The sequence below is a fragment of the Nocardia sp. CC227C genome, from assembly GCF_030767025.1.
Lineage (GTDB): Bacteria > Actinomycetota > Actinomycetes > Mycobacteriales > Mycobacteriaceae > Nocardia.
In genome coordinates, this window is the sequence record NZ_JASITE010000005.1 from 134,032 (window position 1) to 159,950 (window position 25,919).

At 68.9% G+C, this 25,919-nt stretch carries 25 protein-coding genes and 2 tRNA genes; 13 read left to right on the forward strand and 14 right to left on the reverse strand.

Annotated elements, in window-relative coordinates:
* Nucleotides 1-61 precede the first annotated feature (61 nt).
* The 3 genes from QMO76_RS11740 (at nt 62) to QMO76_RS11750 (ending at nt 2,054) form a co-directional block, all read left to right on the forward strand.
* Complete coding sequence (locus QMO76_RS11740) at nt 62-430, forward strand: nuclear transport factor 2 family protein (RefSeq protein ID WP_306361266.1); 369 nt, start codon at nt 62-64, stop codon at nt 428-430.
* Between the two features lie 150 nt (nt 431-580).
* Complete coding sequence (locus QMO76_RS11745) at nt 581-1,150, forward strand: hypothetical protein (RefSeq protein WP_306361267.1); 570 nt, start codon at nt 581-583, stop codon at nt 1,148-1,150.
* 328 nt (nt 1,151-1,478) lie between these two features.
* Nucleotides 1,479-2,054 (forward strand): carboxymuconolactone decarboxylase family protein, encoded by a 576-nt coding sequence (locus QMO76_RS11750; RefSeq protein ID WP_306361268.1) that lies wholly within the window; start codon nt 1,479-1,481, stop codon nt 2,052-2,054.
* 93 nt (nt 2,055-2,147) lie between these two features.
* Here QMO76_RS11750 and clpX read toward each other — a convergent pair whose 3' ends face one another.
* The 5 genes from clpX to QMO76_RS11775 all read right to left on the reverse strand — a co-directional run bounded on the left by clpX (nt 2,148) and on the right by QMO76_RS11775 (nt 7,329).
* Nucleotides 2,148-3,431 carry an ATP-dependent Clp protease ATP-binding subunit ClpX gene (gene clpX / locus QMO76_RS11755; protein ID WP_306358090.1) on the reverse strand — a complete coding sequence of 428 codons (1,284 nt, stop codon included), beginning with the start codon at nt 3,429-3,431 and terminating at the stop codon, nt 2,148-2,150.
* Nucleotides 3,432-3,716: 285 nt separating this feature from the next.
* Complete coding sequence (locus QMO76_RS11760; protein WP_372341953.1) at nt 3,717-4,394, reverse strand: ATP-dependent Clp protease proteolytic subunit; 678 nt, start codon at nt 4,392-4,394, stop codon at nt 3,717-3,719.
* Between the two features lie 37 nt (nt 4,395-4,431).
* Nucleotides 4,432-5,013: an ATP-dependent Clp protease proteolytic subunit gene (locus QMO76_RS11765; RefSeq protein WP_029927067.1), complete on the reverse strand. Its 582-nt coding sequence runs from the start codon at nt 5,011-5,013 to the stop codon at nt 4,432-4,434.
* Nucleotides 5,014-5,202: 189 nt separating this feature from the next.
* A complete protein-coding gene (gene tig, locus QMO76_RS11770; protein ID WP_306361269.1) occupies nt 5,203-6,597 on the reverse strand; it encodes a trigger factor in 1,395 nt (464 codons plus the stop codon).
* A gap of 165 nt (nt 6,598-6,762) precedes the next feature.
* Complete coding sequence (locus tag QMO76_RS11775) at nt 6,763-7,329, reverse strand: FKBP-type peptidyl-prolyl cis-trans isomerase (protein WP_306361270.1); 567 nt, start codon at nt 7,327-7,329, stop codon at nt 6,763-6,765.
* Between the two features lie 377 nt (nt 7,330-7,706).
* Between QMO76_RS11775 and QMO76_RS11780 the strand changes: the two genes are divergently transcribed.
* Both QMO76_RS11780 and QMO76_RS11785 read left to right on the forward strand, forming a co-directional pair.
* The gene (locus tag QMO76_RS11780) at nt 7,707-9,488 is read left to right on the forward strand and encodes a 3' terminal RNA ribose 2'-O-methyltransferase Hen1 (protein ID WP_306361271.1); all 1,782 of its coding nucleotides are present in this window, start codon (nt 7,707-7,709) and stop codon (nt 9,486-9,488) included.
* A complete protein-coding gene (locus QMO76_RS11785; RefSeq protein ID WP_306361272.1) occupies nt 9,488-12,262 on the forward strand; it encodes a polynucleotide kinase-phosphatase in 2,775 nt (924 codons plus the stop codon). Before QMO76_RS11780 ends, QMO76_RS11785 begins: the two co-directional genes overlap by 1 nt.
* Nucleotides 12,263-12,277: 15 nt before the next feature.
* Here the strand turns inward: QMO76_RS11785 and QMO76_RS11790 are convergent, their stop codons facing one another.
* Nucleotides 12,278-12,985 carry a TetR/AcrR family transcriptional regulator gene (locus tag QMO76_RS11790; RefSeq protein ID WP_306361273.1) on the reverse strand — a complete coding sequence of 236 codons (708 nt, stop codon included), beginning with the start codon at nt 12,983-12,985 and terminating at the stop codon, nt 12,278-12,280.
* Between the two features lie 113 nt (nt 12,986-13,098).
* Here QMO76_RS11790 and QMO76_RS11795 point away from each other — a divergent pair, with 113 nt between their 5' ends.
* Nucleotides 13,099-13,797: an NAD(P)-dependent oxidoreductase gene (locus tag QMO76_RS11795; RefSeq protein WP_306361274.1), complete on the forward strand. Its 699-nt coding sequence runs from the start codon at nt 13,099-13,101 to the stop codon at nt 13,795-13,797.
* Here QMO76_RS11795 and QMO76_RS11800 read toward each other — a convergent pair.
* Nucleotides 13,791-14,264: an NUDIX domain-containing protein gene (locus QMO76_RS11800; protein ID WP_306361275.1), complete on the reverse strand. Its 474-nt coding sequence runs from the start codon at nt 14,262-14,264 to the stop codon at nt 13,791-13,793. The two genes, QMO76_RS11795 and QMO76_RS11800, sit on opposite strands and share 7 nt — an antisense overlap.
* Before the next feature lie 154 nt (nt 14,265-14,418).
* Here QMO76_RS11800 and QMO76_RS11805 point away from each other — a divergent pair, with 154 nt between their 5' ends.
* Both QMO76_RS11805 and QMO76_RS11810 read left to right on the forward strand, forming a co-directional pair.
* Nucleotides 14,419-15,198, forward strand: coding sequence for a hypothetical protein (locus QMO76_RS11805; protein WP_306361276.1), 780 nt, complete (start codon nt 14,419-14,421; stop codon nt 15,196-15,198).
* 407 nt (nt 15,199-15,605) lie between these two features.
* Nucleotides 15,606-16,172 (forward strand): DUF1772 domain-containing protein, encoded by a 567-nt coding sequence (locus QMO76_RS11810; RefSeq protein WP_306361277.1) that lies wholly within the window; start codon nt 15,606-15,608, stop codon nt 16,170-16,172.
* A gap of 50 nt (nt 16,173-16,222) precedes the next feature.
* On the opposite strand, the gene QMO76_RS11815 is transcribed toward QMO76_RS11810, so the two are convergent.
* Nucleotides 16,223-16,299, reverse strand: a tRNA-Pro gene (locus QMO76_RS11815).
* Nucleotides 16,300-16,355: 56 nt separating this feature from the next.
* Nucleotides 16,356-16,426 (reverse strand) — tRNA-Gly (locus QMO76_RS11820).
* Nucleotides 16,427-16,936: 510 nt separating this feature from the next.
* On the opposite strand from QMO76_RS11820, the gene QMO76_RS11825 reads away from it, so the two are divergent.
* Both QMO76_RS11825 and QMO76_RS11830 read left to right on the forward strand, forming a co-directional pair.
* The gene (locus QMO76_RS11825; RefSeq protein ID WP_306361278.1) at nt 16,937-17,944 is read left to right on the forward strand and encodes a GGDEF domain-containing protein; all 1,008 of its coding nucleotides are present in this window, start codon (nt 16,937-16,939) and stop codon (nt 17,942-17,944) included.
* Nucleotides 17,945-18,004: 60 nt separating this feature from the next.
* The gene (locus QMO76_RS11830; RefSeq protein WP_306361279.1) at nt 18,005-18,826 is read left to right on the forward strand and encodes a DUF1542 domain-containing protein; all 822 of its coding nucleotides are present in this window, start codon (nt 18,005-18,007) and stop codon (nt 18,824-18,826) included.
* Between the two features lie 15 nt (nt 18,827-18,841).
* Here the strand turns inward: QMO76_RS11830 and QMO76_RS11835 are convergent, their stop codons facing one another.
* Nucleotides 18,842-19,447 (reverse strand): TetR/AcrR family transcriptional regulator, encoded by a 606-nt coding sequence (locus QMO76_RS11835; RefSeq protein ID WP_306361280.1) that lies wholly within the window; start codon nt 19,445-19,447, stop codon nt 18,842-18,844.
* 63 nt (nt 19,448-19,510) lie between these two features.
* Here QMO76_RS11835 and QMO76_RS11840 point away from each other — a divergent pair, with 63 nt between their 5' ends.
* Nucleotides 19,511-20,842 (forward strand): amidohydrolase family protein, encoded by a 1,332-nt coding sequence (locus tag QMO76_RS11840; protein ID WP_306361281.1) that lies wholly within the window; start codon nt 19,511-19,513, stop codon nt 20,840-20,842.
* A gap of 31 nt (nt 20,843-20,873) precedes the next feature.
* Here QMO76_RS11840 and QMO76_RS11845 read toward each other — a convergent pair whose 3' ends face one another.
* From QMO76_RS11845 to QMO76_RS11855, 3 genes are all read right to left on the reverse strand, one after another.
* The gene (locus QMO76_RS11845; protein ID WP_306361282.1) at nt 20,874-21,104 is read right to left on the reverse strand and encodes a hypothetical protein; all 231 of its coding nucleotides are present in this window, start codon (nt 21,102-21,104) and stop codon (nt 20,874-20,876) included.
* 114 nt (nt 21,105-21,218) lie between these two features.
* Nucleotides 21,219-22,031 (reverse strand): Fpg/Nei family DNA glycosylase, encoded by an 813-nt coding sequence (locus tag QMO76_RS11850; RefSeq protein ID WP_306361283.1) that lies wholly within the window; start codon nt 22,029-22,031, stop codon nt 21,219-21,221.
* A 96-nt stretch (nt 22,032-22,127) separates the two neighbouring features.
* Nucleotides 22,128-22,601 carry a ribose-5-phosphate isomerase gene (locus tag QMO76_RS11855; protein ID WP_306361284.1) on the reverse strand — a complete coding sequence of 158 codons (474 nt, stop codon included), beginning with the start codon at nt 22,599-22,601 and terminating at the stop codon, nt 22,128-22,130.
* A gap of 320 nt (nt 22,602-22,921) precedes the next feature.
* Here QMO76_RS11855 and QMO76_RS11860 point away from each other — a divergent pair, with 320 nt between their 5' ends.
* Nucleotides 22,922-23,863 carry a M48 family metallopeptidase gene (locus QMO76_RS11860; protein WP_306361595.1) on the forward strand — a complete coding sequence of 314 codons (942 nt, stop codon included), beginning with the start codon at nt 22,922-22,924 and terminating at the stop codon, nt 23,861-23,863.
* Nucleotides 23,864-23,886: 23 nt separating this feature from the next.
* On the opposite strand, the gene QMO76_RS11865 is transcribed toward QMO76_RS11860, so the two are convergent.
* Nucleotides 23,887-24,522 carry a DsbA family protein gene (locus QMO76_RS11865; RefSeq protein ID WP_306361285.1) on the reverse strand — a complete coding sequence of 212 codons (636 nt, stop codon included), beginning with the start codon at nt 24,520-24,522 and terminating at the stop codon, nt 23,887-23,889.
* A gap of 156 nt (nt 24,523-24,678) precedes the next feature.
* On the opposite strand from QMO76_RS11865, the gene QMO76_RS11870 reads away from it, so the two are divergent.
* The gene (locus QMO76_RS11870; RefSeq protein ID WP_306361286.1) at nt 24,679-25,899 is read left to right on the forward strand and encodes an NAD(P)/FAD-dependent oxidoreductase; all 1,221 of its coding nucleotides are present in this window, start codon (nt 24,679-24,681) and stop codon (nt 25,897-25,899) included.
* Nucleotides 25,900-25,919 lie beyond the last annotated feature (20 nt).

Sequence of the window (25,919 nt, forward strand, 5' to 3'; positions counted from 1 at the left end):
ACTGCTACGCTGCGACCCAGGACAAGAACCTAGAACACGTTTCACTTTCCTGGGAGTTTTCATGGCATCGCAGCCCCGCGACGTGGTCGAGCAGTATCTGAAACTGGTCGCCACCGGACCCACCGACGACATCATCGCCCTGTACGCGCCCGAGGCCACCGTCGAGGACCCGATCGGCACCCCGACCCGGGTGGGCCACGACGCCATCCGCGAGCTCTACGCCGCACTCGAAAGCGCCGACCAGCGCGATACCGAGATGCATGCCGTCCGGGTCGCCGGTAACTCCGCCGCGGTCTCCTTCACCCTGACCGCCGTCTACGGCGACAAGCGGATGACGCTGTCGGCCATCGACACCATGGAATTCGACGACGCGGGCAAGATCGTCGCCATGCGCGCCTACTGGGGACCCGACGACATGGTCATGGCGTAGACCGTCATGGCACGGACGGTCACCGCACGAACGGTCCTGGCACGAACGGTCATGGAACCGATCTGAGACCTGGCATCCCTTGCCCCCTCCCGCCCGCCGAATTACCGTGATCAGCATCGCTACCGATTCGGCCTGGGGCGGGAGGGCACGATGCGAATCTCGTTGCGCGGCACCGCGGACGGACTCCGGGTGCGCATGCGCCTGGATGTGAACCGCCGACGGTGGCTGGCCCTGCGCATCATGCTGGGCATCCTGGCCTTCATCGGCCTGCTGACCGGCCTGTGGGCGGTGCTGGCCCCACGCTCCTGGTACGACAGCTTCCCCGGTTTCGGAATGCGCTGGGTGAGCGTGGACGGGCCGTACAACCACCATCTGGCCGCCGATGTGGGCGCGTTCTTCCTCGCGCTGGCCGTGGTGGCGCTGGCCGCGCTGTATCTGATGGACAGCATGGTCGCGCGGGTCGCGGGGGTGGCCTGGGCGGTATTCGGTCTGCCGCATCTGCTGTACCACGTGACGCACTGGCCCGACGAGCTGTCCGGCGTCAGCGCGGTGCTCAGCGCCGTCTCCCTGGTCCTGATCCCCGCGCTCGGCGTGGCCTGCGTCTTCGTTGCCCCGCGCGAACGCCATCCGGTGCCCGAGCCCGCACCCTTCACCCTGCGTTTTCCGCAGCGTCGCACCGGCCGGCACACCCGCGGCCAGGGCACCCGCCCGCCCCGCTGACCCGGCCCGGAGCATCGGTGTCGGAGACTCGCACCGGGTGCGATGAATTCTCGCTCGCCGCACCGTCGTAACAGGTGTAGCGCAAGCGCCGATTTCCGAAGCAGGAATGAAGGTTCAAAGGCGAACCAGGAGAGTCAACGGCGATTCTCGCCCCGGGCGCGATCGGCTCCCCCGATCGTCACCGATTCCGACAAACAGGAGATCCCATGGAGCTTCTGCTACCAGCTTCGTGACACCGTGAGCCGAGTCACCCCCGGCTACCCGTCACGTTCGGTGGGCCCGCCTCGTCCAAGGGACAACACCATCCCACGGATCGAAGGAGACCGTCATGGGTAGCACCCGAATTCCCACCGTCGCGCCGCAACAGGCCGGTCTGCTCACGCGGATCGCCTACCGGTACAGCAAGCGCCGCTTCGGCGAGGTGCCGGAACCGTTCGCGGTGCTGGCCAACCATCCGAAGCTGATGCGGGCCGCGGGCGTGCACGAGACGATGGTGGAGAAGGCGTCCACGGAACTGCCCGCCGCCGTCCGCGAGATCGCGGTCTTCCGGGTGGCGTCGACCGTCGGCTGCTCCTGGTGCGTGGATTTCGGCACCATGCTCATGAAGCATTCCGATCTGGATGTCGACAAGCTCCGGCACATCGACGAGTTCGCGACCTCCCCGCACTACAGCGCGGACGAGCGCGCCGCCATCGCCTACGCCGACGCCATGACCGCGACCCCGCCCACCGTCACCGACGAGCAGGTCACCGACCTGAAGCGGCGTTTCGGGACAGCGGGTGTGATGGAGTTGACCTACCAGATCGCGCTGGAGAACTCGCGCTCGCGCACCTATCACGCGCTGGGCATCACCGACCAGGGCTTCAGCCGGGACGCCTGCCGCGTCCCCTGGGCCCGGGACTGACCTCCGCCCGCAGACCCGCACACAGCACGGTGGCCCCGCGACAATCGCGGGGCCACCGGTGGTTTCGGGATCGGGTACGAACCCGGGGGCGTCCTACGCCGACTTCTCGCGGCGCTCCGGACCCTGCTGGCGCTTGCGCGGCACGATGGTCGGGAGCACATTGTCGTTGACGGTGTCGGCGGTGACGACGACCTTGGCCACGTCATCGCGGCTGGGAATGTCGTACATGGTCGGCAGGAGGACCTCCTCCATGATGGCGCGCAGGCCACGCGCGCCGGTGCCGCGCAGAATCGCCTGATCGGCAACGGCTTCCAGTGCGTCCTGCGTGAATTCCAGGTCCACGCCGTCCATTTCGAACAGCCGCACGTACTGCTTGACGAGCGCGTTCTTCGGTTCGGCCAGAATCCGGACCAGCGATTCCTTGTCCAGGTTGGTGACCGACGCGACCACGGGCAGTCGGCCGATGAATTCGGGGATGAGACCGAACTTGATCAGATCCTCCGGCATCACCTCGGCGAAGTGATCGGTGGTGTCGACCTCGGCCTTGGAGCGCACCTCGGCACCGAAACCGATACCGCGCTTGCCGATTCGATCCTGGACGATCTTCTCCAGCCCCGCGAACGCACCCGCCACGATGAACAGCACATTGGTGGTGTCGATCTGGATGAATTCCTGATGCGGATGCTTGCGCCCGCCCTGCGGCGGCACCGACGCCTGCGTGCCCTCGAGAATCTTCAGCAGCGCCTGCTGCACGCCCTCGCCCGACACATCGCGGGTGATGGACGGGTTCTCCGACTTGCGGGCGATCTTGTCGACCTCGTCGATGTAGATGATGCCCGTCTCGGCGCGCTTCACGTCGTAGTCGGCGGCCTGGATGAGTTTCAGCAGGATGTTCTCGACATCCTCGCCGACATAACCGGCCTCGGTCAGGGCGGTGGCGTCGGCGATGGCGAACGGCACGTTCAGCATCTTGGCCAGCGTCTGCGCCAGATAGGTCTTGCCGCAGCCGGTCGGGCCCAGCATGAGGATGTTCGACTTGGCCAATTCGACCGCTTCACCACGGGGATCGCGGCCCTTGTCGCCCGCCTGAATCCGCTTGTAGTGGTTGTACACGGCCACGGCGAGATTGCGCTTGGCGGAATCCTGCCCGATCACGTACTGCTCGAGGAAGTCCCGGATCTCCGTGGGCTTCGGGAGCTCGTCGAGTTTGACCTCGCTCGATTCAGCGAGTTCCTCCTCGATGATCTCATTGCACAGATCGATGCACTCGTCGCAGATGTACACCCCCGGTCCCGCAATGAGCTTCTTGACCTGCTTCTGGCTCTTCCCACAGAACGAGCACTTGAGCAGATCGCCGCCATCACCGATGCGCGCCATCTCCTGGGTCCCTACTTCCTTGTCCGCGTGCAACCGTCTGTCTCGGCTGCCGGAGCCTGCCACCTATCCAGCGTATGCCCTCACCCCGGAGCGGCAATTCGCTTACCGCCTTCAGATGTGAGCGGTTCGGCAGAGCCGACAACCACGAGCAAAGGTCCCTAGAGTGACCGTACCCGCTATTCGCGACCGAGGTCGATAACTTGAGCACGTTTCTCGCCGGACATGTGCGTGGACTCACCCCTGCCGGGTGGCGGAGCCGCACCCGCCCCGCCACCGGAACACCGCCTAACGCTGCGCGCTGAGCTTGCGGTATTCGAACACCGTGTCGACGATTCCGTAATCCTTCGCCTCGTCGGCGGTGAGGATCTTGTCGCGGTCGGTGTCGCGGCGGATGATCTCGGCCTCCTTGCCCGTGTGGCGGGCGAGGATGGTGTCGAGCAGCGAGCGCGTGCGCTCGATCTCCGCGGCCTGGATCTCCAGGTCGGAGACCTGACCCTGGAACGCGCCCTGGGTGTAGGGCTGGTGGATGAGGACGCGCGCGTTGGGCAGCGCGGCGCGCTTGCCGGGCGCGCCCGCGGCCAGCAGCACCGCCGCCGCCGAGGCCGCCTGGCCCAGGCACACGGTGGCCACGTCGGCGCGCACGTACTGCATGGTGTCGTAGATGGCCATCAGCGAGACCGGGGAGCCGCCGGGCGAGTTGATGTACATGGTGATGTCGCGGTCGGGATCCAGCGATTCCAGCACCAGCAGCTGCGCCATGATGTCGTTGGCCGAGGTGTCGTCGATGGGCGCGCCGAGGAAGATGATGCGCTCCTCGAACAACTTGGTGTACGGGTTGGTCTCCTTGACGCCGAAGCTGGTCTGCTCGGTGTAGGAGGGCAGGATGTAGCGGGACTGCGGCAGGCTGGAGCCCGCGGCGGCGAAAGTGATGCCCGCGGCCCGCGGATCGATCATGTACGACATAGATGTCTCCAAGAGGTCTGAGTGGGTGGGCTGCGGACTAGTTGCCGTTCGCCTGACGTGAGTGGGTGATCACGTGGTCGATGAAGCCGTAGTCGAGCGCCTCGTTGGGCGTGAACCAGCGGTCGCGGTCGGCGTCGGCGGTGACCTGCTCCACCGACTTGCCGGTGTGCTGCGCCTGCAACTCGTTCAATTCGCGCTTGGTGTAGGCGAACTGCTCGGCCTGGATGGCGATGTCGGCCGCGGAGCCGCCGATGCCCGCCGACGGCTGGTGCATCATGATCCGCGAGTGCGGCAGCGCGTAGCGCTTGCCCTTGGTGCCCGCGGCCAGCAGGAACTGGCCCATGGAGGCGGCCAGGCCCATGGCGACGGTGCGGATGTCGCACTCCGCGAACTGCATGGTGTCGTAGATCGCCATACCCGCGGTCACCGAGCCACCCGGCGAGTTGATGTACAGCGAGATGTCCCGGGTCGGGTCTTCCGCCGACAGCAGGAGGATCTGGGCGCAGAGCTTGTTGGCGATGTCGTCGTCGACCTGGCTGCCCAAGAAGATGATGCGCTCGCGCAGCAACCGCTCGTACACCGAATCACTGAGGTTGAGTCCCGCAGTCGGCGACGTCATCTGCACCCCTGCCTGATTGATTGTCACGGATACCTGCCCTCTCTCACCGGCCTGGTCCCACCAAGCCCTACCTGATTCGCTGACACAAACCCTAACGAAGCAGGGCGGCACCGAACTCCCGGTACCGCCCTGCTTCGCTCACAGCGCAAAACCTACACGCGCCGCAGTGCCGTTCTTATTCGGCCTCGTCTACTTGGCCTCGGCCTCGGCGGCGTCGGCCACCTCGGCGAGTTCCTGGGCGGAGACTTCCTCGGCCTCCTCGGCCGGAGCGCCGAACATCTCGGCGGTGTCCACGGTGTTGCCCGCGGTGTCGGTGACGGTGGCGGCGGTGACCACACCTGCGAGGGCCTTGCCGCGGCGCACGTCGGCGAAGATCGCACCGAGCTGACCCGCCTGCTGCACCTGCTGGATGAACTGATCGGGCGACATGCCGTAGCGCTGCGCCTGGAAGATGATCCGCTCGGTCAGCTCGTCCTGGCCGACCTGGGTGTTCTCCTGCTCGGCGACGACGTCGAGCACCAACTGGGTCTTGACCGACTTCTCGGCCGCCTCCTTGGTGTCGGCGTCGAACTCCTCGCGGGAGGAGCCCTGCGCCTCCAGCGCCTCGGCCAGCTTGGCCTCGTCGTGGTCGAAGCCGTGCACGGCGTCGTGCAGCACGGCGTCGATCTCGGCCTGGACGACCTTCTCCGGCAGCGGCACCTCGGTGGCCGCCAGCAGGGCCTCCAGCACCTTGTCGCGGATCTCGCCCGCCTGCTGCACCTTCTTGGACTGCTCGACGCGCTTGACCAGATCGGCCTTCAGCTCGTCGATGGTGTCGAATTCGCTTGCCATCTGCGCGAATTCGTCATCGGCCTCGGGCAGCTCGCGCTCCTTGACCGAGTTCACCTTGACCGTGATGACGGCGTCGGAGCCCGCGTGCTCACCGGCGACCAGCTTGGAGGTGAAGTCCGTGGACTCCTCCGCCTTCAGGCCGATGAGGGCCTCGTCCAGGCCCTCGATGAGCTGGCCGGAGCCGACCTCGTGCGACAGGCCGGTGGTCGAGGCCTCCTCGACCGGCTCGCCGTCCACGGTGGCGGACAGGTCGATGGACACGAAGTCGCCGTTCTCGATGGCGCGCTCGACCGAGGTCAGGGTGCCGAAGCGCTGGCGCAGCGAATCCAGCTGCTTCTCCACGTCCTCATCGGCGACCTCGATCGGGTCCACGGTGACCGACAGGGTGGAGAAGTCGGGCAGGGTGATCTCGGGGCGCACGTCGACCTCGGCGGTGAACGCCAGCTCCTGGCCGTCCTCGATCTTGGTGATCTCGATCTCGGGCTGGCCGATGACCTTCACCTCGGAGGTCATGACGGCTTCGCTGTAGCGCTTGGGCAGCACGTCGTTGACGACCTGCTCCAGCACCGCGCCGCGACCGAGACGGGCCTCGAGGAGCTTGGCCGGGGCCTTGCCCGGACGGAATCCGGGAATGCGGACCTGCGACGCCAGCGCCTTGTACGCCTTGTCGAAGTCCGGCTTCAGCTCCTCGAAGGGCACCTCGACATTGATCCGGACCCGGGTCGGGCTCAGCTGCTCGACGGTGCTCTTCACGGACATGCTCCTTGTTCGTTGGTTCGTTCGTTCGTGTTGACGGCTCGGTCCCCCCGTAGGCATCCCGACCAGGGTAGTCGACGGTGGTTCCGGCGATGCAATCGGCTGCGTAGGGGCCGCGACGTCCACGCGGCCCCGCGAGCGCGGGTGAATTCGGGCGGGGCGCTAGCCCACCTGCACCGCGTCGGTCACGAAGACCAGGGTCTCGTTCGGCTTCATCCCCCCGCGGCTGCTGGAGCCGTAGCCCAGGTCCGGCGGGACGATGAGCAGGCGGCGGCTGCCCTCGGTGACGCCCTCCAGGCCGGTGTCCCACCCTTCGATGACCATGCCCGCGCCCAGGGTCAGCGGGAAGGTCTCACCGCGGTCGAAGGAGCTGTCCAGCTTCTTCCTGTCCGACCAGGTGACGAGCGTGTAGTTCATGGTCAGCTGATCGCCCGCCTGCGCGGCCGGGCCGTCGCCGACCACCAGGTCCTTCACGACGAGCTGGGTCGGCGGATCGCAGTCGTCCGGAATGGTGATCTCCGGTGCCTCCCCGAACCCGCCGGCCACGCCGATGTCCTCGGCGGTGCACTCGCGGCCCTTGGACTCGGTGGTCTGCGGCGCCGCCGCGACGCTCGTGGACTCGGTGGTCTTCGGGTCGGCGGACTCGCTCGTGTCCTCGCCACAGCCCGCCAACGCCAGCACGGCGCAGGCCGCCACGCCGATCGACCCGATCCTGCCCACCACGCGCATCCGCATCTCCTCGCTGCATGTCCGGCCACCCGGCGGGCGGCGATGTCCGCGCCGAAACTACACGAACCAGCCGAGCGGGTTCCCAACTCACCGTGCCGCCTCCGCTCCCACGCCGGTGCGGGAGCGGCAGGTGTCGGCAATTCCCGGGCTACGCAGCGGGCGCGGTCCATTCCTCAGCACGAGTCACGGGTCGATCGGAAGCCTGTGGATCAGACCCGGGTGCGCCTCGCGACACGTCGATTCACCGGAGGGCGCGCTCAGGCCGGATCGGCGCGGTCGACCACGGAATCGGGTCCATTTGGGTCTGTTGCCGACCGTGCGGCGGCGCGCGGGTGAATTCGATTGCGGGTGCTCCGCGGGTGGGAGACGATCGCCGGATGCTGTTGACCATTACCTGTACGCGACCGGAAGGCGCCGCCTGGACGGCGGACGATCTGGGCTATCTGCTGCACAAGAACCCCGCCAAGGTGCAGGCGTTCGAGCAGTCGTACGGAATGGCGCATGTGCTGTACCCCGAGGCCACCGAACGGCGCTGCACCGCGGCGCTGCTGCTGGAGGTGGATCCGGTCCGACTGGTGCGTGGAAAGCAGCGCGGCACACCGGAATTCAGTCTCGGTCAGTACGTGAACGACCGGCCGTACGCGGCGTCCTCACTGCTGTCGGTGGCGATCGCCAAGGTATTCGGCTCGGCCCTGCACGGGCGCTGCGCGCAGCGCCCCGAACTGCCGGAACTCGCCCTGCCGCTGCGCATCGACCTGCCCGCGGTCCCCTGCAAGGGCGGCCCGGAGGCGGCCGAACGCGTGTTCGCGCCCCTGGGCTGGACCGTGGCCGCCACACCGCTGCCCCTGGACCCGGCCTTCCCGGAGTGGGGCGAATCCCATTACCTGCGGCTGGAACTCACCGGAACCCTCCGCCTGGCCGACGCGCTGGCCCACCTCTACGTCCTGCTGCCCGTCCTGGACGGCAGCAAGCATTACTGGCTCGACACCTCCGAGATCGACAAGTTGCTGCGTTTCGGCGAAGGCTGGCTCGCCGACCACCCGGAGCGCGGATGGATCACCCGCCGCTACCTCTCCCGTCGGCACACCCTGGTCCGCGCCGCCCTGGCGCGGCTGGCCGAAGTGGACGACCTGGAGCCGGAGGAGCTCGGGGCGATCGAGGAGAACGTCGACGGCGCAACCGAATCCGAGGACGTCGCCGCCGAGGCACGCGTGACCGGAGACGACGCCGGAAACAAAGACGCCGGACACAACACGGACGCCGAGCATGCCAGCGGCGGGAATGCCGCGGTGGAGTGCGTCCGGCCCGTCGGCAACGCGTCGGCACCGGCCACCCCTTGGCCTACACCACACCGTACTGCGACGACCGGCACGGCCCCGGCGGTACACCCGGAGCTCGCGGCCGAGGCTGATGACGCGTCTGAAACCGCATCCGCCGCACCGGAAAACGCACCGGCCGCCGTCCTACGGCACGGAGCGTCGGCGGAGGCGGTTCCGGTCGCCGGAGCCGGTGCGTCCGCTGCGGAGCCGCGGCCGCCGTCGCTGGCGGTCGCTCGGCGCGCCGCCGTCCTCCGCGCGCTGCGCGAGGTCGGGGCGCAGCGGGTGCTCGATCTCGGCTGCGGTGAGGGCGCGCTGCTGCGGGAACTCGTGGCGGATCGGGCGTTCACCGAGATCGTGGGCGTGGACGTGGCCATGCGGTCGCTGCACATCGCCAAGCGCCGGATGGCGCGGCTGCCGGAGTGGCAGGCGCGGCGGGTGAGTCTGCGGCAGGGCGCGCTGACCTACACCGACGCCTCGCTGCGCGGCTATGACGCGGCGGTGCTCATGGAGGTGATCGAGCATGTCGACGCCTCCCGGCTGCGTGCGCTCGAGCACGCCGTGTTCGGTTCCGCCGCACCGGGATCGGTACTCGTCACCACCCCCAACGGCGAGTACAACTCGCTGTACGAGGGTTTGCCCGCGGGCACGTTCCGCCACGCCGACCACCGGTTCGAGTGGAGCCGCGGCGAATTCGCCGCCTGGGCGCACGGAGTCGCCGACACCTACGGCTACGCGGTGCGTTTCGTGCCCATCGGCCCCGAGGACGCCACCCTCGGACCGCCCACCCAGATGGCGGTGTTCAGCAAGCCCACCGACAACGATGCGAAAGGAGCCGCGTAATGACCGAGCTGTCCATCCCGGAACTCGCGCTCGTCGTCCTCATCGGCAGTACCGGCTCCGGTAAATCCACCTTCGCGCTCAAGCACTTCCGCGCCACGGCGATCGTGTCCTCGGACGCCTGCCGCGGCATCGTCAGTGATGACGAGAACGATCAGTCCGCGACGCCCGATGCCTTCGCCCTGCTGCACCACATCGCCGGGGTGCGGCTGCGCCGCGGCCTGCGCACCGTGGTGGACGCGACCAATGTGCAGCCGCAGGCCCGCAAGGAACTGATCGAACTGGCCCGCGCCCACGACGTGCTGCCCGTGGCCATCGTGCTCGACGTCCCGGACGCGGTGTGCCTGGAACGCAATACCCGGCGCCCCGACCGCGCCCACCTGGGCAGGCACGTGGTGGTGCGCCAGCAGCGCGATCTGCGCCGCAGCCTGCGCCACCTGGAGCGCGAGGGCTTCCGCAAGGTGCACGTGCTGCGCGGCGTCGCCGAGATCGACGCCGCCACCATCGTGGACGAGCGCCTGTGGAACGACCGGCGCGACCTCACCGGCCCGTTCGACGTGATCGGCGATGTGCACGGCTGCCGCTCCGAACTGGAAACGCTGCTGGACACGCTCGGCTACCGGCTGTCTCGCGACGAGCGCGGCCGCCCGGTGGACGCCCACCACCCCGACGGCCGCACCGCGGTGTTCGTCGGCGATCTGGTGGACCGCGGCCCGGACACCCCGGGCGTGCTGCGCCTGGTCATGGGCATGGTGGCCGCCGGAAACGCGCTGTGCGTCACCGGAAACCACGAATTCAAGCTGGTGCGCGCCCTGGACGGCCGCAAGGTCAAGGTCGCGCACGGCCTGGCCGAATCCCTGGAGCAGCTGGCGGCCGAGGACGATGCCTTCCGCAAGGCCGCGCACGAGTGGTGCCGCGGCCTGGTCAGCCACTACGTCCTCGACGGCGGCAAGCTCGTCGTCGCCCACGCGGGGCTGAAGGAGGAGTACCAGGGCCGCGCCTCGGGCCGGGTGCGCTCGTTCGCCATGTACGGCGAAACCACCGGCGAGACCGACGAATACGGCCTCCCGGTGCGCTATCCGTGGGCCGACGACTATCGCGGCCGGGCCATGGTGCTGTACGGGCACACCCCCGTCACCCGTTTGCAGTGGGTGAACAACACGCTGTGCCTGGATACCGGCGCGGTGTTCGGCGGCAAGCTCAGCGCCCTGCGCTACCCGGAGAAGGAGACGGTTTCGGTTGCCTCCGAACAGGTGTGGTTCGAGCCGACCCGCCCGCTCCAGGATCCGGACGGGGCATCCGAGGCGGTGCGCCGCGATCCGGGTGTCCTGGATCTCGACGATGTGCTCGGCCGCCGGGTGGTGCAGACGCGCTACCTGGACCGCGTCGGCGTGCAGGCGGATGCCGCCGCCGCGGCCCTGGAGGTGATGAGCCGCTTCGCCATCGATCCGCGCTGGCTGGTCTACCTGCCGCCGACCATGTCCCCGTGCGCCACCTCGGCCGCCGACGGCTATCTCGAGCACCCGGCGGAGGCGTTCGACTACTACCGCTCCGAGGGCGTCGCCACCGTGGTGTGCGAGGAGAAGCACATGGGTTCGCGCGCCGTGCTCGTGGTGGCGCGCTCGGCCGATGTCGCCCGCGACCGCTTCGGCATCGACGACGGCAGCACCGGCGCGGTGTACACCCGCACCGGCCGTCCGTTCTTCGACGCGGTAGAGGACACCGAGGCGCTGCTGGCCCGCGTCCGCGCGGCGGCCGAGAAGTCCGGTCTGTTCGAGGAATTGGCCTCCGACTGGCTGCTGTTCGACACCGAACTGCTGCCCTGGTCGGCCAAGGCGCTGGGCCTGCTGCGCTCCCAGTACGCGGCGGTGGGCGCGGCGGCGCGGGCCTCGCTGGGGGCCGCCGAATCCGTGCTCGCCGCGGCGGTGGCTCGCGGTCTCGAAATAGGCGACTTGGCCGCCCGCACCGTCGACCGGCGCACCGACGCGGAGGCGTTCACCACCGCCTACGGCCGCTACTGCTGGGCTACCGACGGCCTGGCCGGCGTCCGCCTGGCCCCGTTCCAACTGCTGGCCGCCGAGGGCGCGAATCACGCCCTCCGCGACCACGACTGGCACCTGGAACGCATCGACCGCCTCATCACGGCCGACCCGGAGCTGTTCACGCCCACCCGCCGCATGATCGTGCACCTCACCGCCACGGCCACGGCGACGGCGACGGCGACGGCGACGGCGACGGCGACGGCGACGGCGACGACGGACACGACCACGGCGGCCACCGATCCGGCCACGGCGGGCACCGACAAGGCCACAGCCACCGGTCCAGCCACCACAGCCACAGCCACGACCACAGCCACCGGTCCGGCGACGGCGGGCACCGGCTCCGTCGTGGCGGTCCCGGACGGCAGCGAGGCGGCTGCGACCGCGTGGTGGACCGAGCTCACCGCCGCGGGCGGCGAGGGCATGGTGGTCAAGCCGCTGGGCTCCTTCGTGACCGGCACCGGCACCCGCAGCAACCGCCCGGTGCAGCCCGGCGTGAAATGCCGCGGCCCGGAGTACCTCCGCATCATCTACGGCCCGGAATACCTCCGCCCGGAGAACCTGAAGCGCCTGCGCCAGCGCTCCCTCGGCGGCAAACGCTCCCTGGCCCTGCGCGAGTACGCCCTCGGCCTGGAATCCCTGGACCGCTTCGTCGCCGGGGAACCCCTGTGGCGCGTCCACGAGGCGGTCTTCGCGGTCCTGGCCCTGGAGACCGAGCCGATCGACCCCCGGCTGTGACCGACCGCCGGGCGCTCAGTCGCCCGGCGGCGTCAGCCCGAAAGACCGAAGCAATGCGAATACCTCATTGCGGTACAGCTTTTCGGGGTTGGTGGTCTGTGCGCCCAGATTCCCTCGAATCTCGAGCGACACCAGCCCGTGCAGGTGTCCCCAGATCCGCAGCGCCACCGCGATGACGGCCGGTGGGAGATCCGGGAACTCGGCCCGGGTCTCCTCGGCCAGCGTCGGATCGAAATCCGACCATTCGAACCGGTAGTCGGCGTACAGCGGTGCGGCGGTCGGCCACGCGCCCGCCGCCAGTTCGGTCAGTCCGGCACAGACCCGATACTCGGCCTCGGGCGCGGCCCCGCCCTCCGGCGGCTGGTAACCCGGTACCGGGTCGCCGTAGACGAGCCGGAATCCCTCGGGATTGGCTACCGACCAGTCCCGGAAGGCACACGCCCACGCCATGATCCGCCCGGCCACGTCATCGCCCGGCCGCGCGTCGCGCGCCGCGATGACCGCATCGGCCAGTTGACCGTACACATCCCGAATGAGCGCCGTGACCAGCTCGTCGCGGGTGGTGAAATAGCTGTACACGGCATTGGCGGTCATCCCCATGTCGCGGGCGATGGCACGCAGCGTGATCGCGCCGGGTCCACCCGCGGCCATCAGCCGCAGCGCGACCTCCTTGATCTCCGCCGTCGTCTCGGCACGTCGCCGTTCCCGCCTGGTCGATATCACGTCGCCACTCTACAGACGTGTGAGAAAACTACACGTTGCACAAAAAACTCACGCCGTATAGTTTTCTCACAGGGCGCTGGAATGCCCCGATCCCCCAGCTCCAGGAGGAGACCATGTTCATCGGAGTCATCGGCGCGACCGGCAATATCGGCCAACGCGTCGTCAGCGAGGCGCTCATGCGCGGACACCACGTCCAAGCGTTCTCCCGCGACGCCTCGCACCGGCGATCCACCCACCCCAACCTCACCTGGGCCAGCCTCGACGTCTTCGACAGCGATGCGGTCGCGGCCCGGCTCCCCGGCCTCGATATCCTCGTCAGCTGCTACCAACCCGGCAATGCCGCACGGGATTTCGACGACACGGTGGCGCGCTCGATCGCCGACCCCACGGTGTACGCGACCGTCGCGCGCTCGCTGCTGCGCGCACTGGACACCCATCCCCGCACCCGGCTCCTGACGGTCGGTGGCGCGGGCAGCCTGGAGACCGCGCCGGGCCGGGTGGCCGCCGACGACGAACGGCTGGGCGAACTGCTCACCGACCTCGGCCTGCCCGCCGCCTACGCCGAGGCGGTGCGTGGCCACCGCGACGCCCTCGACGTGTTACGCACCTCGAATCGCCGCTGGACCTACTTCAGTCCCGCCGATCTGATCGAACCCGGACAACGCACCGGCCGCTTCCGGATCGGCACCGATCAACCCGTGGTCGCCGCCGACGGCACCAGTCGCATCTCCATGGAGGACGCTGCGGTGGCGCTGCTGGACGAGATCGAACTCCCGCGGTTCGTGCAGCGCCGCTTCACCGTCGGCTATTGAACCGCCAGTTCGGTGAGCCGGTCGAGGAAGGTGCGCTGGGCGGCGACCAGCCGGTCGCGGGCCGCCTCGGGCGGGAACCAGGCGGCGCGGTCCACTTCCGGGAAGGAGGCGAGGCGGCCGGAGCGGGGCGGCCACTCCACCTCGAAGGTGCCCGGGGTGATCGAGTCGGGGTCGAGATCGGCTTCGATCGCCCAGGCGCTCACCCGCTTACGCCCGCCGCCACTGCCGTAGGCCACCTCGCCGAGGGCGATCCAGTCGCCGTCGGGCACGGGTAGCCCGAGTTCCTCGGTGAATTCGCGGCGGGCGGCAGCGGCGGCGTCCTCGGTCTCCGGGTCGTATTCACCCTTGGGGATGGACCAGGCGGCGGCGTCCTTGCGGGACCAGAAGGGGCCGCCCATATGGGCGATGAACACCTCCAGGTCGGGGGTGCGGCGGAACAACAGGACGCCTGCGCTGTACCTGGTCATGCGGGCAGTGTGCCAGGGCCCGGGGACATCCCAAAGGATGGGACAGGAGGTTCGCGACAAATTGGGCGGGTCGGTATGAAACAACCTGACCTGCGACAGGTTCCACTAGGCTGCCATGCGATCGCTCGCAGACACCTGATGATTGGAATACCGCATGGAATTCCGCTGCGCCACCGCGGCAGCCACCCTGGTGATCGGCGCACTCACCCTCGGAGCGGCGCCGGCACACGCCCAGCAATCCGAGACGCCGAACCTCGCGTATTCGACCAAGCTGGTCGACAAGACGGTCGTCACCATTCTCCGGGGTGGGACCTTCGAACTGTCCAAGGGAACCCGGCTCGAAGACGGCGGTGTGGAACGCCTGACGGAGCGGGACGGCGCGTTGGTCCGCACCGACGGCTCCGCCGCCGACCCCGCACACACGGTCGACATTGTTGACGTCAAGGACGCCACCGGCGCCGTGGCGGTCACGCTGCCACTCGATTTCCGCTTCGGCGGGGTCTCCGTCCCGGTGCGACCCGACCTGGACGAGGACGACGCGGTACTGCGGCTCACCCCGGAAAAGCCCGCCGGACTTGACATCTCGCAACCCTTGGCCGTCAAGCCCATCGCCTCCGAGGCCGAAAACCAACGCGCCCTCAACAATCTGTCCACCCACTTCGGCCTGGCGACCGCCGTCGGCGGCTTCATCGGCACCGCCATCGGCGCGACCATCGGCTGCGTGGCGACCCTGGTCGCGGGCTGCATCGGCGGGCTCGCGACCGGTGCGAGCGTGGGCGGCATCGTCGGCACCATCGTCGCGGGCGGCCCCGCGCTCATCGCCACCGGCATCGAATACCTCACCACCGTGCAGGCTCCCGACGGCACCACCAAGTGGGCGGACAAGCCCAAGGCCCAACCCGCCGCCCCGGCACCGGCCGAACCGGCGAAGTAGCCCGCAGGCGACCGAGCCGAGGTAGACCACCGGCTACCGATCCCGTTCCCCCTGTCGCCGAACACTATTCGCGACGGTGATCCACCGAGCCCACCCGCACCCGGATGCGGGTGGGCTTCGCTTTCTCCTGCCCCCGCCCTTCGAACTCCGTTGCACCCCAACATTCGACGCCGCTGAGCAACCGCGTGGCGAATTCCTGATGAACGATGCATTGAATCACTGGGCGGAGCGGTTTCTCGATGCGAGAGTCATACGGGGACCGCGGGTGGCGGCGCATGAGGGGGCCGCCACCCGCCCCGAGCCTTCGCACCGAGACGATGCCGTATGTCCGCGCGCGCCTGAGCGATGGAACATTCCACCCTCGACTGATGTGCTTGTCCTATGACGAATACAACAGGCCTCCCGGAATGGGCAGCCCAGACCGGAATGCGGCCATCGTGAACGGGCGGGGTTCGCCGCCGACCCGGCGGGCCGATCGGCCGCGCGGCGTGGACCACTGGCTGCTCGCCGCGGCGGCGGTCGGCACGGCGGTCACCGGCGGAGTGTTCTTCGATTTCTCCTTCGTCGTCATGCCCGGCGTGCGGGAACTGCCTGCCGCACAGGGGATCGAAGCCATGCAGGCCTTCGACCGCACCGCGGTCCAGCCGCCGCTGATGCTGCTGATGTACGCGACCGCTGTGCTGTGCGCCGTCCTCGCGGTGCGAGCGCTCATGAGCTGGAACCGTTCGACCTCACCGTGGATCCTCGCCGCGGCGAGCGCCTTCCTCCTCGCCGCGGTGGTCATCACCGGCGCGGCCAACGTCCCCATCAGTGCGGCGGTGGATGCGCTCGACCCGACGGGAGCGGACACGGCGGCGCGGTGGGACGAGCTTTTCACGGAGTGGATCCGGTGGAATCACGCGCGGACTCTGACCTCGATCGCGGCGGCCGCGGGCTTCCTGATCGCGCTGCGGACGCGGGGATCGACACGATGACATACACGAGCTGTCCCCACCCATGGGAAGCGGGGTTCGGATGTGATGTGTGGTCGGGGTGACAGGATTTGAACCTGCGACCCTCCGCTCCCAAAGCGGATGCGCTACCAAGCTGCGCTACACCCCGTCATGCCCGGCGGATCCGCCGGGCCTACCCCACCGAACGGGAGAAATCCCGGTCAGAGCGGGTGACGGGAATCGAACCCGCACCATCAGCTTGGAAGGCTGAGGTTCTACCATTGAACTACACCCGCACGGCGCGACGACTCGGTGCAGACACCGTTTGTCGTGTGCGGAAGAGACTGTACCGAACCTCACTCCGGAAACGCCAATCAGCCTCGTCATCGCCCTGTCCGGTGGGCGTGGCGGGGAGGGGGTCGTGATCGGCACCAAGCGGATGCGGGATTCGTTGTGAGCTCTCCGGAGAGTCCGCGTCATCCCTCGGCGCGTCGCGGCCGACACGCGAAAATCGGATGTAACACGGCGGTGTCGTTCACCGATCACCCAACCGTTCGCCATTCGCGAGGTATCGCGAACCCGTTCCAGAACTTGGGTTTTCGATGCCGAGTGGCTTGCTAGGATCCTTTTTGTCCGGACGGGGGTATCTGGAAAGGGGGCGGTGAGCATGCGCCGAGTGTGGTGTGACCGACCGCGAAGCAGTGAGCACGAACCGAGCGAGCACGAGCCGAAGGGTGTGACCGGCCGGAGGGCCGGGAGCGACAGCCTCGGTCTGGATCCCGACCGCGTCAGCGCGGAGTGAGCGCATGCCCATCCGACTCGACGCACGGACCGCCACGATGATCGCGGCGACCACCAGGGAATGGGTACGGACGGTATACGCGGGGGGCAATGGAACCGGTGCTGTTCCGGCCATGCCGCCGGAGGAGTTGGAGGCCGTCTTCGCCGACGTCATCGACGACCTCATGGAACTGGCCGCGTCCGAGCCGTTTCCGGTACTCGCCGCACGCACCATCGGCCGCCGCCTGGCCGCGCCGCCGCTGGAGAGCACGCGCATGCTCGCGCCCGCCAGCCGCGCGCTGCTCGGGCTCGCGCCCGGCGAATCCGGATCGCTGCTCGCCACCCGCTGGATGTTCGTCGCCAGCCAGGCCATCGACAGCTACGCCGAGGAACTGCAACAGCGCGCCCTCGCCCAGCAGGAACGCAACCTCACCGAGGCGGTGTCGGTGCGGGTCCAGGAGATCGCCGCGCTCCAGCACCGATTGCGGCACGAGGCCACCCACGATGCCTTGACCGATCTGGCGAACCGGTCACTGTTGCAGGAGCGGGTGCGGTTGATGGCGGCGGACCCGGCACGAGGGGTGGGGCTGCTGCTCATCGACCTGGACGACTTCAAGCAGATCAACGACAACTACGGCCACGCGGTGGGCGACGAGGTGCTGGTGGCCATCGCCGAGCGGCTGCGCGCGACCTGTCCGCCGGAGGCGGTGATCTGCCGGTACGGCGGCGACGAGTTCGTGCTGGCCGTGCCGTCGCGGCGCAATACGCTCGGCGAACTGGCCATGCGGGTGCTGGCCGCGCTGTGCGAACCGGTGGCCTCGATCGCCGGATCGGTGCCGGTCTCGGCGAGCGTGGGCACCGCGTTCTGCCCGCCGGATCGCGACTGCGACTTCTCCGATCTGCTACGCAGCGCCGACCGCGCCATGTACTCGGCCAAGACGGCGGGCAAGCGGCAGTTCGCGGTATCGGAGTTGGACGCCGAGGAGCCCGAGCCGGGGGGAAACCGCGCGGGCTACGCCGCCGTGGCCGGGTGAGCGAGCCTCCGCAGGCGAACAGCAAATAGCAGGCAACTCCCGCCGCGTACGCTGGAAGACGTGGCTACGGTACTGATTCTGCTGATCGCGATGGTCGTCGTCGTGGGTGTGGTGATGGTCGTCGCGCAACGGTCCCGGACGGCCACCCTGCTGGCCGATGCGAAGGCCGACGCCCGCCGCCTCATCGAACGCCTCGGCGGGCAGGTCTACAACCTCACCGGCACCGACGCGGCCTCCAAGCAAGCCATGGCCGATGCCGGGGAGCGCTTCAACGCGGCGGGCGCGCAGATCGAGCAGGCGCAGACGCCGGCCCAGGCGCGGCTCGCCAAGGAGACCGCGTTGGAGGGGCTGTACTACGTGCGCGCCGCCCGCACCGCCATGGGACTCGATCCGGGACCGGCGATACCGGAGCTGGACGGACAGCGCACGGCGGGCAAGGTCAGCGAGTATCGCGCGGTCGATGTCGACGGCCGCCGCATCGAGGCGTCCCCGACGCCGTCGCAGCGCACACCGAACTACTTTCCCGGCGGACGCGTCGCGGGGCGGCCCGTTCCCGCGGGCTGGTACTCCGAACCCTGGTGGAAGACAGCGCTTGTCGCGGGTGCGTGGGGTATCGGCTCGGTGCTGCTGTTCGATGCGCTCTTCAGCGGCATGTCCGGGGTGGGCTACGACGCGAGCGCCTTCGAGCACGGCTACGACGACGGTTTCCAAGCGGGTCTGGACGCCGGAGATCAGGGCGGCGCAGGGTATTACGACGAACCGGGTGGTTACGACGGTGGCTATGACTCCGGTGGTTACGACGGCGGCTACGACTCCGGTGGCTACGATGGCGGTTTCGATTCCGGCGGTTTCGATGGCGGATTCGATTCCGGCGGCTTCTGAGCGGCCTGCCCGCCGCTAGCGGTCCGCCGATCCGCTCGGCCGCAGCAGCCGGGCGATGGTGGCACGGACGAACGGCCGCGGATCCTCCGGATGCTCCGGATCGATATTGAGGAAGGCCGCGTCGACGACCGACAGTATCCAGCGAGCCGTAGCGGCCGCATCGAAGCCCGGATCGAGCTGTCCGTCGCGCAGCCCCCGCTCCAGCAGCGTGGTCAGCACCGCGGCACTGCGCCGGGTGTCCTCGGCGACCACCCCGGCGAGCTCCTCGTCCTGATCCAACCGGCGCAGCAGCTCCACCATCAGCCCGGGCGCCACCGGATCCAGCGCCTCCGCCGCCAGACCGTCGACCACATCGAGGATCGCCGCGAAGCAGTCGGCGCGGTCGAGATGCCTGCCGTACAGCTCGGCGTGCTCGGGCAGCGACTGTTCGAAGATCGACCGGAAGACCGCCGCCTTGTCCCGGAAGTAGTAGAAGACGGACCCCGAGGTGAGCCCGGCCGCGCGGGCGATCTGCGCGGCGGTGGTGCGCTCGTATCCCTGCGCCGCGAAGAGTTCCGCCGCGGCCTGGGTGATGCGCGCCCGCCGTTCGGCTACGCGATTCGGGTCGACAGTTCGGGCCACATCAGGCAACCTATCATTAACTAACCAAGCAGTTAAAGATATCGCCGAGGAGGCTGGGGTGCCATGGTGGCAGTGCGACGCGGACTTCGACGCTGGGTGCTCTATCCGCTGATCTTCCTGGTCGTCACGCTCCTGGCGGCGGTGGTGGCGGGGTACGCGTTCTACCGGCTCACGCTGTACAAGGCCGGACCGCCGCAGAGCGGTCGGCTCGCGTTGACCGGCGGCACGGTGCTGCTGGGCCCCGACCTGACCCCGGTGGCGAATGCGACGGTCCTCATCGAGAACGGTGTCATCGTCGCGGCCGGACCGGATGTGGAGATACCGTCCGACACCGAGCGCCGGGACGTCTCCGGCCGCACCGTGCTACCCGGGTTGATCGACTCCCACGTACATCTGAGCTCACCCCAGCGCGAGCGCGGGGAGGAGATCGGTTTCTGGGATATGCCGGGTGTCGTCGCCGACTGGGTCCGCTACTACCCGGGCAAGCGCAGGGACTTCCTGAGCCACGGGGTCACCACCGTGCGCAGCATGGGCGACGAGAACACCTGGGTACACGACTTCCGACGCGAGATCGCCGAAGGCGAACTGGAGGGACCGCGGCTACTCATCGCGGGGCCGATGTTCACCACGCCGGGCGGCCATCCCGTCGCGACCTTCGGCCTGGAGCGCGATTCGGACGCGGTCCGGGTGCCCGCCAGCCCCGAGGAGGCGCGCGAGATGGTGCGCGCACTGGTCACCGGGGACGATCCAGTCGACCTGATCAAGGTGATCCAGGAGCGCGGCAATCCGGAACGCAAAGTCCTGGAACCGATCCGACCCGACATCCTGGCCGCCATCATCGACGAGGCGCACCGGCACGACACGAAGGTCTTCGCGCACTGGGGAACCCGCGAAGACCTCGCCGATCTGATGGCCGCGGGCATCGACGGACTCGACCACCTGGAACCGCGCGGCGTCCGCGACGGCTGGCCGGAGGGCCTCCCCGAACTCCTCGTCCAGCGCGGCATCACACTCGCGCCGACCCTCGCGGTCACCGATCTGGCCTTCGACGAGGAAACGAAGAAGATCATCTACGAGCGCCTGCGCGAATTCCACGATGCGGGCGGGCGCGTCATCGCGGGCAGCGACGCGGGAATGCCGGGCGTCCATGCCGGAGACGGCCTCGTCCGCGAGGTCGAACTCCTGGTGGCCGCGGGCTTCACCCCGCGCGAGGCCATCATCGCGGCCACCGTCACCCCGGCGGCGGCCCTGCGCGCCGACACCATCGGCGTGCTCGAACCGGGCCGCGCCGCCGACCTGCTCATCGTGCGGGGTGACCCGACCGCCGATATCGGCGCACTGCGTGCCGTCGACGCGGTTCTGCGCGACGGCCGATCGGTGGTCGAGAACGACTAGCGTCACCGGGCCGCCGCCGATCAGCGGCTTCCTACACGCAGAGCCCCGGGAAACCCATCGGATCGCCGGGGGCGACCGAGGAACCGGTCATCAGGCACCTCAGCATGATCTGCGCGAGGTCAACCCCGGCGGAACCGGTGGAAGCCTGCGGGATCGCGACGGATTCGACCGGCGCGGGCGCTGCGGACGCCGCTGCCGGGGCGAAGCCCAGCCCGAATGTAATGCCTGCCGCCACAATCATTGTGGATGCCGAACGGAACACCGTGCCACCTTTCGAAGTCGGGTCGTGACCGACCGGAGGTAGCAACGAGCCACCAACTTGAAACGCCACTATTTCCGTTGATCATGAACCTTTGGGCAGGTTCGCCAGGGTGCTTCAGCCGGGCTGGCACCCCGGGCACCAGAAAAGGTTCCGGCCCTCCATGACCGCATGCAGGACGGTCGTTCCGCACAGGCGGCACGGTTCGCCCTGGCGGCGGTAGACGTAGGTGCGGGGGCGGTCGGCCGCATAGGAGGGCGCACCGTGGTCGTGTTCGGGTCGCACCACGACCATGACGCCGCGCCGGACACCGACCTTCATGAGTTCGACCAGATCGCCCCAGACGGCCTGCCACTCGTCGCGGCTCAGCTGCTTGCCCGGACGGTACGGCGAGATGCCGTGGCGGAACAGGACTTCCGCGCGGTAGACATTCCCGACCCCGGCGAGCACCTTCTGGTCCATGAGCAGTGCGCCGATCGGGCGCTGGGAACGGTGGATGCGGTGCCAGGCCCGGTCGGGATCGGCGTCGCGGCGCAGCGGATCGGGGCCGAGCCGGGCGGTGAGCGCGTCGACCTCGGGCTCGAGGAGGACCTCGCAGGCGGCCGGGCCGCGCAGATCGGTGCCGTAGGGTTCGTCGGCGCGGCCCGCGCCGACCAGGCGCATGCGGACCTCACCCACCGGGTCACCCAGGGGCAGTGGGGATTCGGTGAATTTGCCGTAGAGGCCCAGGTGCACGTGCACGACCAGGCCCGAATCGTAGTGGTGCAGCAGGTGTTTGCCCCAGGCGTCGGCCTTGGTCAGCACCTGGCCGTCCACCAGCGCCGCGCCCTCGGCGAACCGGCCCTGCGGACTCGACACGCGTACCACTCCCCCGGCGAAACGCTTGTGGTGCGATTTCGCCAACCGATGCAGCGTATGCCCCTCAGGCACGGGTGATTCTCCTGGGTATCCGACGCCGGAGCGCGGAGTCGTTGCCGGGCAGCCGATTACGCGCGCCCCTCCGATCGGGGGCGCGCGGTCGACGGCTCAGTACGCGGGCACCTCGGGCGCGACGCCGGTCTTCTCGTACTCCGCCAGGATGTCGATGCGGCGCTGGTGGCGCTCCTCCTCCGACCACGGGGTGGCGAGGAAGGCGTCCACGATGGCGAGCGCCTCTTCGGTGCTGTGCATGCGGCCGCCGATGCCGATCAGCTGCGCATTGTTGTGCTGACGGGCCAGCTGCGCGGTCTCCACGCTCCAGGCCAGGGCGCAGCGGGCGCCCGGCACCTTGTTGGCGGCGATCTGCTCGCCATTGCCGCTGCCGCCGAACACCAGGCCCAGGCTGCCCGGATCCGCGACCGTGCGGCGGGCGGCCTCGATGCAGAAGGCCGGGTAGTCGTCGAGAGCGTCGTACTCGAGCGCACCGCAGTCGACGACGTCGTGACCGGCCGCCCGCAGGTGTTCCTTGACGTGGTTCTTGAGTTCGAAGCCGGCATGGTCGGCACCCAGGTATACGCGCATGGCTGCGATTGTGTCAGGCCGTCCGGAGCCGACGCGCCCGGGGATGACCCGCCGCCGGAACCGGCCGGGTGACCGCACGACTGCCTAGAGTTCAGCCCATGACGTCCGATGATCGACCGCAGTCGACGCCAGCGCAGCCGGAATCCGGCGGCGCCGCACCACAGCCCCCGACCAGCCCGAACCCGGCCGCGTGGAATCCGGTGACCGGGATGGCCGGGTGGGATCCCCGGATCGGGCCGCCCGGGTGGGCGCCGCAGACCGGGTACACGCCGCCGCCGGTCCGCCACCACGACGGGACGCGCGGCCTGTCGCCGTTCGGCATGCCCGCCCGGCACAGCTGGGAGATACCGCTGCTGGTGATCGTGGTGGTGCTCACCAGCTTCGCGTACCTGTTCTCGATTCTGCTGCTGCTGATCGGGGCGATCAACGAGTACGTGCTGATTCTGCTGACCGCGCCGGTGCTGCTGTGGCTCGGCCGCGGCATGAACTACGCCACCATGCGGATCAACGCCGTGAAGATGTCGCCCACCCAATTCCCCGAGGGCTACCGCATGGTCCAGGAGGCGGCCGCGCGGTTCGGGATGACCCAGGTGCCGGACGCCTACGTGCTGCTCGGCAACGGCGCGATCAACGCCTTCGCCTCCGGGCACGGATTCCGGCGGTTCGTCGTGGTCTACAGCGACCTGTTCGAGATCGGCGGCAAGGCTCGCGATCCCGAGGGGCTGGCCTTCATCATCGGCCACGAGGTGGGGCATATCGCCGCGGGGCATGTCTCCTACTGGCGGCAGCTCGGCATGTTCCTGGTGCCGTTCCTGCCGATCCTCGGCAACTCGCTCATCCGGTCGCAGGAGTACACCGCCGACAATCACGGCTACTGCAATCGGCACACCGGCGCGCCGGGCGCCATGCGGACGCTCGCCGCGGGCAAATACCTCAACGCGCTGGTCGGCTTCGACGAAATGGCCGACCGCGCCGCCCAGGAGAAGGGCTTCATGGTGTGGATCGTCAACGCCATGTCCAGCCACCCGGTGCTGACCTGGCGCATGTGGGCGCTGCGCGACCGCAGCCGCCACGGCAGGCTCTTCCTCCGCCCCACCCCACCGACCCCGCACCATCCGACGGCCGGGCCGGGCGGCGGCCTTCCGGCGCATCCGTTCGGCGCACATCCGACCGGCGGCTACGCGTCGTCGCCGATGACCGGCGGCTATCCCCAGCCGCCTACCGGCGGTGGTCATCCCCTCCCACCGACGGCGGGCGGCTAGTCCGCCGGGCCGGCAGCCCGTGATCAGTCGAAGACCGGGTCCTCGGTGCGGGTGCGCTTCAGTTCGAAGAAGTGCGGGTAGGAGGCGAGGGCGACGACGCCGTCCCAGATTTTGCCCGCCTCCTCGCCGCGCGGGACGCGGGACAGCACCGGCCCGAAGAAGGCGACATCGTTGACGTGGATCGTCGGGGTGCCGACATCCTTGCCGACCTTGTCCATGCCCGCGTGGTGGCTGGTGCGCAGTGCCTCGTCGTAGTCGGTGGAGGTGGCGGCGGCGGCCAGTTCGGCGGGCAGCCCCACCTCGGCGAGCGCGTCGGCGATCACGGCATCGAAGGTTTCCAGCGTGGATTCCCGCTCGTATTCGGCGCGCCGGTCGTGGATGCGGGTGCCCATGGCGGTGTAGAGCGGGGCGAGGATCTTGTCGCCGTGGTCCTGGGCGGCGGCGATGGCGACCCGGACCGGCCCCCACGCGCTGGCCATGAGTTCGCGGTACTGCTCCGGCAGGTCCTCGTCGCCCTCGTTGAGCACCGCCAGGCTCATGACGTGGAAGCGCGCCTCGATATCGCGGACCTGCTCGACCTCCAGGATCCAGCGGGAAGTGATCCAGCACCACGGGCACAGCGGGTCGAACCAGAAGTCGACGGTGTCCTTATTGCTCACGGCAAGTCCTTTCGAGGGCGGGCGGGGCCATACTCCGGAGACAACAATTCGCGATTGTGCCGATATTTCCTCCGGGCACACTCCGCCGCGCGTTAGGGTCGGGAGGAGTCCGGTCGTAAACGCCCGCAGCAGTCGCGTCGCAGGGAGGTGTCGGCATTGACCACAGCATCCAGATTCGTCATCGCAGGCGGGGGGCTGGCGGCGGCCAAGCTCGCGGAAGCCCTGCGCGCCAATGATTTCGACGGCACGGTGACCCTCATCAGCGCCGAGGAGCATCTGCCCTACGAGCGGCCGCCGCTGTCCAAGGAACATCTGCTGGGCAAGAAGTCGCTCACCGAGTTCACCGTGGACCCGGCGCCGTGGTACCGCGACCACCACATCGAGGTCATGCTCGGCACCACCGTCACCGCCATCGACCGCACCACCAAAACCGTTGCGCTGCCGGACGGTACGACGCTGCCCTACGACAAGCTGGCGCTGGCGACCGGCTCGCGCCCGCGCAAACTCCCGGTCCCGGGCGCGGACGCCGAGGGCGTGCACACGCTGCGTTTCATCGAGGATTCCGACACGCTGCTGTCGCTGTTCGGCTCGGCGGGCAGGCTCGCCGTGATCGGCGGCGGCTGGATCGGCCTCGAGGTCACCGCTGCCGCCCGCAATGCCCGGGTCGAGGTCACCCTGCTGGAAGCGGAGTCGACCACGCTGAAGGGGGTGCTCGGCCCCGAGATGGGCGAGGTCTTCGCCGACCTGCATCGCGCCCACGGCGTCGACCTGCGCACCGAGGTGCGGGTCGCGGAGATCCTCACCGTCGACGGCAAGGCCACCGGGGTGCGGCTGGCCGACGACACCCGTATCGACGCCGACGCCGTTCTCGTCGCGGTGGGCGCGCGCCCGAATATCGAACTCGCCGCCGACGCCGGACTCGGCGTCGAGGGCGGGGTGCTGGTGGACGAGAGCCTGGCCACCAGCGACCCGGATATCGTGGCCGTCGGCGATATCGCCGATCAGCAGCATCCGGTGCTCGGGCGGCGGGTCCGGGTGGAACACTGGGCGAACGCCCTCAACCAGCCCGAGGTCGCGGCCAAGACCATGATCGGCAAATCGGCCGTCTACGACCGGCTGCCCTACTTCTTCACCGATCAGTACGACCTCGGCATGGAATACACCGGCTATGTGTCCCCACGGCAGGAAGCCAGGGTGGTGGTGCGTGGCGATGTGGGCGAGCGCGAGTTCATCGCCTTCTGGCTCGACAGCGCCGATCGCGTGCTGGCCGGTATGAACGTGAACGTCTGGGACGTGACGGATCGCATCAAGGAACTGATACTGAGCGGCGAACCGGTCGATCCGGACCGCCTCGCCGACCCGGAAGCACCATTGTGACCACAATCACATAGCATCGC

Coding starts and splice junctions, on each gene's coding strand:
- QMO76_RS11750 (WP_306361268.1), top strand. CDS start 1,479: ATGGGTAGCACCCGAATTCCCACCGTCGCGCCGCAACAGGCCGGTCTG.
- QMO76_RS11740 (WP_306361266.1), top strand. CDS start 62: ATGGCATCGCAGCCCCGCGACGTGGTCGAGCAGTATCTGAAACTGGTC.
- QMO76_RS11780 (WP_306361271.1), top strand. CDS start 7,707: ATGCTGTTGACCATTACCTGTACGCGACCGGAAGGCGCCGCCTGGACG.
- QMO76_RS11745 (WP_306361267.1), top strand. CDS start 581: ATGCGAATCTCGTTGCGCGGCACCGCGGACGGACTCCGGGTGCGCATG.
- QMO76_RS11825 (WP_306361278.1), top strand. CDS start 16,937: ATGCCCATCCGACTCGACGCACGGACCGCCACGATGATCGCGGCGACC.
- QMO76_RS11775 (WP_306361270.1), bottom strand. CDS start 7,329: ATGCGCGTGGTGGGCAGGATCGGGTCGATCGGCGTGGCGGCCTGCGCC.
- QMO76_RS11810 (WP_306361277.1), top strand. CDS start 15,606: ATGGGCAGCCCAGACCGGAATGCGGCCATCGTGAACGGGCGGGGTTCG.
- QMO76_RS11855 (WP_306361284.1), bottom strand. CDS start 22,601: ATGCGCGTATACCTGGGTGCCGACCATGCCGGCTTCGAACTCAAGAAC.
- QMO76_RS11765 (WP_029927067.1), bottom strand. CDS start 5,013: ATGACGTCGCCGACTGCGGGACTCAACCTCAGTGATTCGGTGTACGAG.
- QMO76_RS11860 (WP_306361595.1), top strand. CDS start 22,922: ATGCCCGCCCGGCACAGCTGGGAGATACCGCTGCTGGTGATCGTGGTG.
- QMO76_RS11805 (WP_306361276.1), top strand. CDS start 14,419: ATGGAATTCCGCTGCGCCACCGCGGCAGCCACCCTGGTGATCGGCGCA.
- QMO76_RS11785 (WP_306361272.1), top strand. CDS start 9,488: ATGACCGAGCTGTCCATCCCGGAACTCGCGCTCGTCGTCCTCATCGGC.
- clpX (WP_306358090.1), bottom strand. CDS start 3,431: ATGGCGCGCATCGGTGATGGCGGCGATCTGCTCAAGTGCTCGTTCTGT.
- QMO76_RS11795 (WP_306361274.1), top strand. CDS start 13,099: ATGTTCATCGGAGTCATCGGCGCGACCGGCAATATCGGCCAACGCGTC.
- QMO76_RS11840 (WP_306361281.1), top strand. CDS start 19,511: ATGGTGGCAGTGCGACGCGGACTTCGACGCTGGGTGCTCTATCCGCTG.
- QMO76_RS11760 (WP_372341953.1), bottom strand. CDS start 4,394: ATGTCGTACATGATCGATCCGCGGGCCGCGGGCATCACTTTCGCCGCC.
- QMO76_RS11800 (WP_306361275.1), bottom strand. CDS start 14,264: ATGACCAGGTACAGCGCAGGCGTCCTGTTGTTCCGCCGCACCCCCGAC.